Origin of the sequence: Chryseobacterium soli, from assembly GCF_000737705.1 — a bacterium.
GTDB lineage: Bacteria > Bacteroidota > Bacteroidia > Flavobacteriales > Weeksellaceae > Chryseobacterium > Chryseobacterium soli.
On sequence record NZ_JPRH01000008.1, the window covers coordinates 176116 to 188752 of the forward strand.

The 12637-nt window shown below is 36.9% G+C and carries 11 protein-coding genes; 5 read left to right on the forward strand and 6 right to left on the reverse strand.

The window, feature by feature from the left end; translation table 11 throughout:
- Positions 1-357 carry a hypothetical protein gene (locus tag IW15_RS17075; RefSeq protein ID WP_034713835.1) on the forward strand — a complete coding sequence of 119 codons (357 nt, stop codon included), beginning with the start codon at positions 1-3 and terminating at the stop codon, positions 355-357.
- 327 nt (positions 358-684) lie between these two features.
- On the opposite strand, the gene IW15_RS17080 is transcribed toward IW15_RS17075, so the two are convergent.
- From IW15_RS17080 to tssD, 5 genes are all read right to left on the reverse strand, one after another.
- Positions 685-1512, reverse strand: a complete 828-nt coding sequence (locus IW15_RS17080; RefSeq protein WP_034713837.1) for a PoNe immunity protein domain-containing protein — start codon at positions 1510-1512, stop codon at positions 685-687.
- 34 nt (positions 1513-1546) lie between these two features.
- Positions 1547-2884 (reverse strand): PAAR-like protein, encoded by a 1338-nt coding sequence (locus IW15_RS17085; RefSeq protein ID WP_034713838.1) that lies wholly within the window; start codon positions 2882-2884, stop codon positions 1547-1549.
- Between the two features lie 89 nt (positions 2885-2973).
- On the reverse strand, positions 2974-3858 hold the full coding sequence (locus IW15_RS17090; RefSeq protein ID WP_034713840.1) for a hypothetical protein: 885 nt from the start codon (positions 3856-3858) through the stop codon (positions 2974-2976).
- A 5-nt stretch (positions 3859-3863) separates the two neighbouring features.
- The gene (locus tag IW15_RS17095) at positions 3864-6038 is read right to left on the reverse strand and encodes a type VI secretion system Vgr family protein (RefSeq protein WP_034714103.1); all 2175 of its coding nucleotides are present in this window, start codon (positions 6036-6038) and stop codon (positions 3864-3866) included.
- Positions 6039-6267: 229 nt separating this feature from the next.
- Positions 6268-6672 (reverse strand): type VI secretion system tube protein TssD, encoded by a 405-nt coding sequence (gene tssD / locus IW15_RS17100; RefSeq protein ID WP_034713842.1) that lies wholly within the window; start codon positions 6670-6672, stop codon positions 6268-6270.
- A gap of 461 nt (positions 6673-7133) precedes the next feature.
- Between tssD and IW15_RS17105 the strand changes: the two genes are divergently transcribed.
- The 3 genes from IW15_RS17105 (at position 7134) to IW15_RS17115 (ending at position 9780) form a co-directional block, all read left to right on the forward strand.
- Positions 7134-7583, forward strand: coding sequence for a PA2169 family four-helix-bundle protein (locus tag IW15_RS17105; RefSeq protein WP_051882157.1), 450 nt, complete (start codon positions 7134-7136; stop codon positions 7581-7583).
- Positions 7584-7675: 92 nt separating this feature from the next.
- Positions 7676-9385 carry an FAD/NAD(P)-binding protein gene (locus IW15_RS17110; protein WP_034713843.1) on the forward strand — a complete coding sequence of 570 codons (1710 nt, stop codon included), beginning with the start codon at positions 7676-7678 and terminating at the stop codon, positions 9383-9385.
- A 74-nt stretch (positions 9386-9459) separates the two neighbouring features.
- Entirely contained in the window at positions 9460-9780 is a 321-nt protein-coding gene (locus tag IW15_RS17115; RefSeq protein ID WP_034713845.1) for a hypothetical protein, read from the forward strand.
- 54 nt (positions 9781-9834) lie between these two features.
- Here IW15_RS17115 and IW15_RS17120 read toward each other — a convergent pair whose 3' ends face one another.
- On the reverse strand, positions 9835-10431 hold the full coding sequence (locus IW15_RS17120; RefSeq protein ID WP_051882160.1) for a Crp/Fnr family transcriptional regulator: 597 nt from the start codon (positions 10429-10431) through the stop codon (positions 9835-9837).
- A gap of 454 nt (positions 10432-10885) precedes the next feature.
- Between IW15_RS17120 and IW15_RS17125 the strand changes: the two genes are divergently transcribed.
- A complete protein-coding gene (locus IW15_RS17125; protein WP_084681464.1) occupies positions 10886-12607 on the forward strand; it encodes a S41 family peptidase in 1722 nt (573 codons plus the stop codon).
- The last annotated feature ends 30 nt before the right edge of the window (positions 12608-12637 follow it).

Here is a 12637-nt window from a genome sequence, read left to right on the forward strand (position 1 = left end):
ATGAACTATACACTTGAACTCAACACCCAGAACCCTGACTCAAACATTGTTTTTAATACAATCATGTTTGATTCGTTCAAGGTTAATATAGTTGAAAGATACATTGGACGTATAAATTCCAGTCAAAATTTGCGTGATGTTCTGTTTAAAGTACGAACATTGGATGATCAGATCATTAATAGAAGGGACGGTAATGTAAGGGTAAAGATTAAAGGTGATCATTTTGAAACCTATCAGGAATTATCAAGGATACTCAATTCTTATGATTATAAAAATAAACTCATCAACAGAAAAGATGCAGAGCAGGATTATATTCATTTTATTTTGAGCTTAGTGATTTCCAATTATCAGCTTTAATTACAATATCAGCGCCCTGAAAATGATGAAACGAAACGCTTTCTTTGTCGGGAAAGAATTCGGATTTCGGCGCAGGCATTACGTTTGATAATGCCTTATTTCGAAATGAATGATGCTTTTAGTTATATGCTATGAACTACTAAACAAGGTCAAACCTCTGATGCTATAAAGCATCAGAGGTTTTCTATTCCCACATCCGAATCAAGTTTCCGGCAATAAAAAAGCCCGTACATAATCCTGTACAAGCTAAGTTTCTAAAATATTATTATTCTTTTCTTTGAAATTCAAACTAAAGATTTCATGGTCACTTGTACTGAAATCCTTTGATTAATTGCCGCCCGTCCAATGCACCATATCGTAAGGATAATAAGGATTGTCTTTAAAACTGCTGTCATCAAGACCCATTACCTTTACTAAAGCCGCTAATTCCCAGGCCCAATAGCCGGAATAGAATTCCGTTTTATGACTTTCATAAGCTGCCTGAAGGTTTTCTCTGGTATAGAAATGGTTTTCTAAAGTATCTTTTACAATCGCTTCTGCTTCCTGCTTTGAGGTTGATTTTAATATTGCCGATAATTTCTGAATATATATTTCATTGGGAAACTGCAGCGTATCTGATATAGGATGTGGGTGATATTTTAAATGCACCAAACCGTCTAAAACAAAATCTTCATAGCCTTCTTCAACATAGCGCTCTGATATTTTTTTAAACTCTGCCCGATCAATATTTAATAAAATCCCTATGGCTAATATTTTTGAACTGTGCGTATATAAGCCATTTAAGAGAGTCTGCTTATTAATAGCCAGGAGATAAAACTTTAAATTGGTTAAATAAAAATTTTGCCAGTTTTCATTTATTGGCTGCCCCATCGAATACCAGTAGGATACATAGGTATATATATCTGAAGAAATATTATTGCCAAAATTTTTCAATGCTACCAGGTTGTTTTCCTGAATATATTGGTCTCTTAATTTGTATGCAACGCTTTCCCGATTCTTAATAATCTTATTTAATGTTTTATAAAAAAATATGCTATCCTTATTTCCATCTCTGCTTTTTAATCTTTTCACCTCATCTGGAACCTCTTCTTCCCTATTTTCCTTTTCTGATTGCGGTTGTTTTTTTGAACCAAATAAATTATTAAATATTCCCATGATATTATATTTTTTTCTAATATAAAGTTTTTAATTAAAATAAAAAATCCATTACTTTCGCGCCTACTCCACTCCCTATCACTCCTCCAATAATTCCTCCTACTACACCACCAACAATGACGCCCACAGGACCACCGACAACTCCTATGGCTGCTCCCAATTCTGCTCCGGCCCAGGCTCCCGCTGCTCCCCCTATGGCAGAACCTGTTGCCTGCTGGGTTTTATTTCCAAATTCCCCTTCTTCCGCATACGCACTTCCTATGCTGTAAGCATCCATGACTATGCCTACCACAATGGCTCCTTTTCCCACCACTTTCCCCACTTTGGCAACATTATCTGCATTCGCCACCAAAAACTTGTTGGCTGCCGCTATATTTTTCTGACTCTGAATACTTTCAGACACTGAATTAATAAGATTAGCCGCTTTGCTGTTGCCTGCCACAACATTAGCAGGTGGAAGCTCTATTCTGTTTCCCACATTCCCATTGGCATCTACTTCGTAATGCGTAATGCTTCCTGTATTTCCATCTACTTTAGTCGCAATTTTAGTTACTCCATCACCACCATTATTCATTTTATTCAATACTCTTATTGCATCTTCGGCAGGCATGGCATTTTCAACTCTGGACATGCCGTTTGCGGTTGGCTGGGTAAGATACGGATCAGACATTTGTGTTGGCAGCCCGGTTGCAGGATTTGCAGGATTCATTCTGGGTGGTATATTTCCTGCATTGTTGGCCATAGACGTTTTCACTTCGCCTAAAATATCGATATTGGCTTTGGGGTCATAAGCAGGCAAATCTAATCCCTGATGTCCATTTCCTAAGACTGATGGTATCTGCTGAGTGGGGGGCATTTTATATCCTAACCGTTTTAAATCTTGAGCCACTGCAATCTCGCCCCAGTTTCCCAGCTGTGTCGTATTGGTCAAACCACTCGTAGGATTTGCCCGGAGATCTGCCGCAAAAGTACCAAATGTATTTCCGAGACTTGAATATCCGTTAAATAATCCATATCCCGCCCCTGCTAATGAATTCCCGATTAACGCACTGGCAGGCACATTGAAATCTATTTTTATTTTTCCTGTTTGTTTACACAGTAAATGAGCATCTTCAAATACAAGCTTAAAACCATTCACCTTTACTCCCTCATTACATTTATCCCAATAAATAGGGTTATAGGTACAAGGACCACCGGTTATTGAACAAGTGCCGAAAGGTTTTATATTTTCACCGGGTATTGTGTCTGCTTCGCTTACCAGTTTCTCACCATATATGCTGCTATTGTTGTCGTGTGTTACAGCAATTTGAGTAGGGATTTGCCCTTTGTCACAACTTAACCATGCATTATTAGGTATGTATTTTTTTGCCATGATAATTATTGTCTAAAACGTTCATCATTACTATGCTTTTTGGTCTTTAAGAAAATTATCTTGTGAGTAAATCAAAAAGTTATTTTCCTTTAACCCACAGTGATTTCCTTGTTCGTATATTGGCCTAATTCCTTTTTTTCTTCTTCAGAAAGTCTTTTAATTTGGTGAGCTGAACTGATGGAATACCAATTAGAAACTGCAGTTTGTAAAAACATTTCTGCTTCGTTGAGCCAGCCGTCTTCCGCAAATCCATAGCTTTCCTCCATATCCACCTCAAGACTTGCATCAATATTATACACATTCGTAAGGTCTTTTAACATCCGTGCAAACGTTTTTCTGTCAAACTTTTCCATATCCAGAACGGCTGTATTTTTTATGACCACCGGAGATCCTTTCTCTGTTTCTTTCTCAGTTACAGTGTGTACGTTGAGAGGCAGATCTACTTTCCCAAAATATTGTGTCAGATTCAGGGGCTTATCTTCTTCCGTTGGGTGTATTCTGTACCAATCCTGAAAAAAGAAACGCCAGGTACTGTATCCTACAAATGTTTTTAAAAACTGTTCTTTATTTCCCAATACTTTCGATGTCTCTTCCGCCATCACCTGCAGTACCTCTTTATGATCGATGTATTTAGGACTGATTTCATCCAGAACCCCTCCTTCCCATTTCTGGGATAGCTTTTCAAAATGAGCTATATCTTTACAATTTCCCTTGATATCGGTGATGATCACCAGATCAGACTGTAATTCTTCCATATCGGCAGCCCAGGTATGGATCATTGCAGAGCCTTCCATCTCCTGATGATGAAGTTTGTATCTGAATACTAAACTAGATTCCGTTGTTTCTATTAAAGATAATTCTACTAGTTTTTTCTGAACAAATTCAGACAGTTTACTGCCAACAGCAGTTCTGTTTACACTGGTTATAAAAAAAAGCTGAGACTTTCCTTTTTCCGGGATACGAATCTGATTCATACGATTTAAGATTGATTAATTTCTACTTCACCTCCGGTTACAAATGTTGTCGTTCCGCCTCCTATTTTGGTATCTGTTGAGCCACTGAACGAAGCATCAGCAGATGTACTTTTGATCGTTACAGGCCCTGCAGTTGCCGTGGATTCTATTTTACCTTCTCCCACAGAGGTTACAATCCCATCTTTTGAAATAGTAATACTGTTGCCTCCCACCTTAAACGTGATGCTTGTTTTTCCATCGAGTATGATATTTCCGGATGCATCCATATGAAGAAGAGATTGTGGAGGTGAGTCTTTTTTCCCTCCTACCCCGGTGGTATGGGTGCTCCCTGCACTAATACTATGGGCAGCATTGGCCACTGTTGCAGCATTTCCTGAGCCGTCAAACTTCATATTAGCACCGCCTTTATCCGTTAAAAATACAGATCCGGCTCCATCGTCCAGCTCCAGCTTATTTCCGCTTCGGCTGCTTAAACTTTTAACATTATTGTTTTGGCCGCCACCGCCGCCAACACCTCCATGAAACATGCCTCCCATTACAAAAGGACGGTCCGGATGCTGATGAACAAAATTCACCACAACCTGATCCCCTACTTCCGGAATAGCCATAAAACCACGGTTTTTAGTTACTTTATCACTTCCTCCTGCATCAGGAGTCATTACCCGGATAAATTCTGTAGTATCCGGTCCGTTCTGCCAGTCAAACTGAACCCGCACACGGCCCTGATTCAAAGGATCCATATTGGAAATTACTTTTGCAAACTGCGCTTCGGCTTTGGGAAAATGAAATTCAGGACGGGGAATATATCCGGTATCTGATGCAATAGCTTCAAAATTTCCCGTATAATGACCTCTGCCATCCACTTCGTGGCTGACTTCAGTGATCATCAGTTTGGTAAAGTAAGAGGTTTGATTGGTGTCCAGTTTACGCATTTCAACATCAGCGGTACAGCCCGGATATAAAAAGGGAACAGTAGTGCTTCCTGAGGTGATAAAGACATCTACAGCTTTGCTTCCTGAAGCTCCTTTCTGAGAAGCATCAATATCCATAATGGAAGAAGCTTTAATAGGGGCCACTCTTAAAGATGGAGTGGTAAATGTTTTTTCTGAAATTTCATATGCTCTTTTGGCAATATCAGAGATATGATTGACCTTCGAGCTTGATGTGGTTAGTTTTTCGTTTTTACTGCTGTTATAGCCATAGAAAGTGGGATTTACATGCTGGGCTTTCATTTTGATCTTAACATCATTGACACTGCTTCCATAGGTAAGTTTAACGGACTGTTCCGATGGCGGAAGTTTTCCGAAGTGAAGTACCTCACCATCATAGAAGAACTGTTCACCATAAGCTTCGGCCATTCTTGCCAGATAATTATAATGCGTTTCTTCGTATTGTGAACTGTAGGATACATTTCCATGTCTGGAATCTACTCTGAAATCAAACTTATTCTGTCCTAAACCCTCCCGGATCACCTGATCAGCAATGCTGTTTAAGCTAATTTCCTGTGCTCCTCCGAAACTTTGAATATGGGGTGCTGCATCTAAAAGAACCGTCGGACTGTAACCGGTAAGAATAATATTTCCCAGACTTCCTTTTTCCTGGCTGAAACCGACTTCCGTGATGACGCCTACAAAGTTTCTTTCCGGACTTTCTTCAACATCTTTATATTTAAAAATTACGGTAATTCTTTTTCCTAAAAAATTCTGAGCTTCCTCGAGATTATGATTTTCAGGATTTCCTAAAGTGTCATGAGCAAGTGTGAGACTGAAACTGTGATGTTTTACAGCACTCTGATTAAGAGTGAAATGTTTAAAATACCTGATGATCTTGCCATCCACAACGATCTCAAGTTTCACCACCCTGTTGATTCCTAAAATCTGGCTTGTGGGAATAGATGTTGCATTATGAATTTTCGAAGTAGGCTGATTGGTCCATAATTTATCATCTGTTGTCAGGGAATTGTTGCCCTGTATGTTTTGGTTCATGAACATCACTGAAGGATTCTGAATCACTCCCGGGTATTCCTGAAACTGACTTATCTTCTGATCAGCAGCTACAATTTTCTCCCCTGCTATACCGGTTTCTTTTGCTACAGCTGTTTCTTTTAAATTCTTTACAGGCACAGACGTTTTTAAGTCTTTTGAGGCCTGCTTCTTTGAAGATTTTTTATCCTGAAACATAAGATTTTTTAATATTTGTGAATTTGGTTTTTCTTTTAATTGAGTAAGATGATACTCAAAATTTTCACTTATAGAAAAATGAAAATCTGTTGTGCTCTCATTGTTTACATATAAAAACAATTGATACAACACATGAAATACAAACAGCCGCCTATAAATGAAACGCCAAAACAGAACAGTATACTGATAAGCTTACTGTTCCGTATAAAATTTCATTATCAGAAATACATTAGCCCTTAGGCCAGATTCCATCATAAGCGGAATTGCCATAGTTGATATTTTCTGCACTCACCACAAAACTGATGAGCATAGAATTTTCATCTACCGCATCAAAATCAACTTCATGCTGAATAACATACCCATTTTCCCAGGTTAAAGTAATCAGTGTTCCTTCTTCATGGGACTTATTGAAGGTTATCTCTCCGCTTGTAGGTTTATATTTACCGTTCAGTAAGCTTTCCAGAATGTCAGATTTTTCCGTAGCTTCTACCGTCAGTTTAATCAGTGCATTGGATGGATCTGATGCAACACGTCCTGAAACATCTGTAGATCTTGATACACTGTAATTAAGTTTAAGAAGTTTCTGACCATCACTTCCATTGAATTTTAAAATTCCTCTTGAGTTTGCTGCCATGATTCGTAAATTTTAATTGTTATTAATATGATTTGTGATTGATTGTTTACCAAAATTATAAGCTTCTGATTTATCAACAAAACATTTATATTGATTTTTCGATTTTTGTAGTAGTTCTACGATATTGGATTTAAAAACCAATACAATTAATTGTAATTCAAATAATTAAATTACCAATTCTTACCTCATCATTTACCCTGCATCATAGGAAAACAGCTCATTTAATACCCTATTTCCAGATTTGGGCTGATGGTAAAAATGATCATTATAATAGATTGATGAATAGAGAAATATAATTATGGTAAGAAATTTGAAATATTTTTATTAAGCATTCTTTTTGAAATGAAAACAGTCAATTCATTAAAAACATCAATGTTAATAAATTTCGTTAAAATTTAAAAATTGATTAAAATTAGGCATGGTTGTTGTAAAATATCATGAACACTAATTAAAATTTTATTATGAACAACGAAAAAACAGTATCAGTATTAAATGATTTACTGAACATTACGAATGACAGGATTGAAGGATTTTCAAAAGTGGAAGACAAAGTATGGGATACCCATTCTGCGTTAAAAAACGATTATGATCAGATGGTTTCCCAATCTCAGGTGATGAAAACAGATTTAATCCAGTTGATCAATCAAAAAGGAGGACAGGCCGATAACACAACCAGCACGGCTGGAGCCCTTCACAGAGCATGGATTGATGTAAAAAATGCATTTGCAGGTGATAAGGATGAATCTACTTTAGAAAATGTAGTTTTTGGAGAAAAAGGTGCAATTGATGCCTACCAGGATGCTTTGGACAGCGGAGATCTTTGTCCGGAAAGTGCCAGACTGGTTTCAGACCAGCTGCATCATTTAAAATCTTCTTACAGCAAATTTGAAAATTTAGAAGCAAGAAACTAAAAACAATAGTTTGACAATGAATAAAAGAGAGTTTTTTAGCTCTCTTTTTTACCATCCAAAAATTGATACTTCACAACTACAAAATATCGAATATGGAAAATATTGACAGTATTGCCCTGATTGGCGGCGGGCCGGCAGCTTTATTTGTTGTAAAGCATCTTCTTTCGGAAAAAGCTTATCCCAACACTCTTTATATATTTGAAAAAACCAGCAGACTGGGAGCGGGAATGCCATACAGCAGTTATGGAGCCGGATTTGAACATGTAGCGAATGTTTCAGCCAATGAACTCCCGGAATTGCCGGAACATTTTTCGTCTTATATCCACAGACATCATTTCAAAGATTATCCTGAATTTATCGTTAATGGAACCATTAATGAATATCAGGTCGTACCCCGCTTACTTCTGGGAAATTATCTTGAAGAACAGTTTAATATTTTACTCCGGGAAATCAGAAAAGCCGGAGTTTCTGTAAAAGTGTGTACTGAAACGATGGTAACGGATATTTCTAAAAAGCACGACCAGCACTTTACAATTATCACTCACGACGGCAATACTTATAAGGCTTCAAAAACAATTGTATGTACCGGACACCAATGGCCTAAAATCTATGAGGAACGTGCCAAAGGCTGGTATGATTCACCTTACCCGCCTTCAAAATTCACGGCAGCTACCAATTATCCGGTAGCGGTTCGGGGAACATCTCTTACCGCAGTGGATGCCGTAAAAACATTGGCGCGTCTGAACGGAACATTCGTAGAAAAGGACAACCAGCTGCAATTTGATCTGCATGATACAAGCCGTAATTTTTCACTTACTCTTTTTTCTAAGAGAAGTTTTTTACCCGCATTGCGGTTTCATTCAGAGGGAAGTCCGTATTCTGAAGGATGGATTATGTCTTCTGATGAGATTTATGAATATAAAAACAGTCATAATGGTTTTGTGGATTTAGATTATGTATTTGATCTGAACTTCAAGCAGCCTCTGAAGAAAAAGAATGAAAAATTTTATCAGGAAATAAAGGATCTCAGCATTGAGCAGTTTGTTGAAAAAATGCTACAAATCAGGGAAGAACTGGACAGCTTCGAACTTTTCAAGGCTGAATATTACGAAGCTGAAAAATCAATCGAAAGGCATCAGACTATCGCCTGGAAAGAGACTTTATCTGCATTTAGCTATGCGGTAAATTACCCGGCCAAGCATTTTTCGGCGGAAGATATGATGAGGTTGCACAAAACACTGCTTCCCCTTATTTCGGTTATTATTTCGTCTCTTCCCCAGTCCTCCTATAAAGAACTTATTGCACTTTATAATGCCGGACTTATCCAGCTTGTAAGCGTAGATGATGAGAGCCATATCGAGCCTCATACAGAAGAAGGTGCGATCTATCATTATACTGATCCTACAGGAACTAAAAAGTCGGAACACTACAGGTTATATATTGATGCTATCGGCCAGCAGCCGGTTCAGTTTAATGATGTCCCGTTTGACAGTCTTAAAAACGACGGATATATCAGCTCAGGATATCTGAAATTCAGGGATATTGAAAAGGGACAGTCTTTATTTCAGCAAAATGATCAGCACATTCTTAAAATAGAACCCAATCATTATTATTTAAGGGTAGACGGATTGAATATCAATGATCATTTTCAAGCGGTGGATTATTACGGAAAAGCCGATGAGGACTTATTTATTATGGCCGTTCCACTCATCGCCGGTCTTAATCCTGATTATTCCGGACTGGATTTTTGCGATACCGCAGGAAAAAGAGTGGCAGAAACACTCAACAGAAAAATAGTATAAACCACTTAATATAAACAGTATCAGAACGAATATCTCTTCACAGATCATTTGTTTTGTACATAAAAATTATTGTCATGAAAAATACGGTAAAAATAGCATTAGGCTTATTGGCAGGCGGATCTTTGATCTTTTTAGGATTAAAAAGAAAGAACAGGAAAATAAAAACATTTACGGCTCCTGACGGAAATACCTATCAGGAAAATCAAACCTACAGAACATTTGATAATCAACTGTATAAAAATGGAAAGAAGATTCATTTTTCCACCCCTGAATCGGAACAGAAATCGTATTCATCATCCCATCAATATAATGAAAACAATGATCCTGTTTCTAAAAAGTATCAGACTGTAAATAAAGAGGTTAATTATCACCAGAAAGGAATCAGACATCATTGAATACTTCCATTTTACGCTTATTAAGAAACAAAATTCAGTATTTTCTTTTTAAAGTTAATACTGAATTTTTGCGTTATTTATTTTGACGAGTGCCTGTTTTTCCATTTTCTTTAGGGTTCTTATCACCGTTTCTACCCGCAAACCCGTTAACGCTGCCAATTGATTCCGCGTATAGGGAACTTCAAAGCTGTATGGAGTGTCATAATCAAAATACGATTTTAAATAATCAAGAAGCATTTTCAGTTTAACAGCCGGATCTCTGATAGAAAGTAAGGAGGAAATGATATACCTGAAATGTAACCGGTCTGCAGTATACTGATTGATTCTAAAATGAAATTCAGGATCTGAAGACAATAATTTTAAAAATGCATTTTTTTCGAGTCTGATAATTTCACATTCAGTGACTGCCATGGCATTAATGGCATATGAATGATTTGTAAATAAATAACTTTCTCCTATACAATGCCCGTCAAACGGGAATCCATAGACGAATTCTTTTCCATTTTCAAGGAAGTTATTGAGCTTTACCGTACCGTAGATAATTTGAAAATAAAATTTAGAGGAGGTTCCCTCATGAAAGATAAATTCATCAGGCTGGTATTTTTCTGCCTTTGCTCCATAAGAAAATAGTATATCCTCTGAAATGATCATTTTTGTGGTTATTAACAGGATAAAATTAATCAATACAGATGGACAGCACAATACCACACGTACCACATAACAAGCGATTTAAGCCCAATAATAGTGGATTTTTTAACTTAATAACTCAAATTGGGCCAAACCGACCCTGAATTGACCAAAAAAGATGATCAAAAAAGGATGAACATCTATCCGGTTTTTAGATCATTTATTTCTTTATTTATTCCTGAATCCTCTTTTCTGTTGTACTTGAAAAATTTTAGTTCATACCTGTATTTTTAGTGCTCCAAGGAATCAATCAGGAAGAATATTCCATTTCATAACAGTTATCTTATCAATAGTTTTAAAGAACTCTACCGGCCCATTTTACAGTCATTTTGTTTTTAGCAATAATTTATTAAATTTACGACCGGTACAAACTAACGTAAACTCTATTATAACAATAGATTATAAACTAAAACTAACCATGAAATACATTGTCATTTTCTCATTGTTCATGACTTCTATTCTCTCTGCTCAAACCACAAAACTTTCTGATCAGGATTTATATACTTTGGGTAAAACGTGGGGACTTATTAAATACTATCATCCTGCGGTTTCTCAGGGAAAAATTGATTGGGATGCTGTTTTACTGAAAACTTTTGATAACCAATCCAAAGCAGATCCTAACGATATTATTATGCAGTGGCTCAGCATTGCAGATCAAAGCAAATTTGAGGAGATGCCTAAAAAAGCTAATGAATGTGACAGCATTACCGTTCGCAATTTTGACCCATCATGGATTGGAACATTGAAGAAAATTCACCAGGAAAATAAAACCCGATTACTCAATCTGGTAAACCAGCCTAAAAATGTAGGTTCATTTTATTCTAATCCTGTTGAGAACAGTATCCGTTTTAGCAGCACGAATGAGAAGGTGTATCCCAATTTTTCTGTGCAGACAAAACTTTTAGAACTGTTCAGAATATGGAATGCCATCGAATATTTTTATCCTTACAAATATCTGCTCGATCATAAATGGGACGATGTATTGAAAAAATATATTCCGGTTTTCAAAAACATAAAGAATGAACAGGAATATAAGGCTGCTGTTATGCAATTGTCTGCTGAGTTTGAAGACACTCATACTGAATTTAAAAATACCTATCAATATGATGTTTTCGGAAAATTGTCAGCACCATTTATCTTTCAGATCGTAGATAAAACATTGGTGGTTACAGGAGTTAAAGATGAGGCCAAAATGAAAAAATCCGGGTTGGAGATAGGTGATCTTATTACCGAAATTAACGGGAAGCCTATTCTTAAAATAATTGCTGAACAGTCAAAGTATTTTTCAGTTTCCAACGAATCTGTCAGACGGCGTGAAGCATACAATTATCTGTTTAGCGGAAATAGTCCCGCTGTAGAAATAACAGGTACTAAAAATAACGGAAAAGCTTTTAAAACTACCATAGAAAGAATGCCGCGTACCTTCACCAACGAATGGGATAGAGATGGAATTCCCAATTATCATCTGATGTACAAAGGCAAAACGTATGAATATCTGATTTGGAATGAGAAAGAAAGCCGTCTTACTCCGGTCTTCCGGTTGGATGATAAGGTATATTTTGAATTTTCGTCATTGAAAGCAGGTGAAATTCCCGCTCTTATAGAGGCTCATAAAAATACCAAAGGAATGGTTTTCGATCTTCGAAGTTATAATAATAATGCTTCTTTACTCAAAGTTTTTGATTATTTATTTATGAAGCCACAGCATTTCGGTATAAAGACTCAGGCTGATTTCAGCCAGCCCGGGAAATTCTGCTTCGTGGATAATATCATAGATAAAGGTTATAAATATGCAGGCAAGGAAAATCCTAATGCTTATAAAGGACAGGTGATTGTTCTCATCAATGAATATACCCAAAGCGCTGCAGAATTGTGGGCCATGATTTTCAAGAAAGTTCCCGGTGTTATATTTGTGGGAAGCCAGACAGCAGGAGCTGACGGAAACAAAACCTTCATCAAACTGACAGACGGAAATGAACTTGTGTTTTCCGGACTTGGTATTTATTATCCTGATGGAACAGAAACCCAGCGTATTGGAATAAAACCGGATGTCATCGTACGTCCGAATGTTGAAAGTATACGAAGTAAAAATGATCTTTTGCTACTAAAAGCTTTTGAATTGATTGATGCAAAGAAATAAATGAAAACAGAGGCTACACAACAATTTATT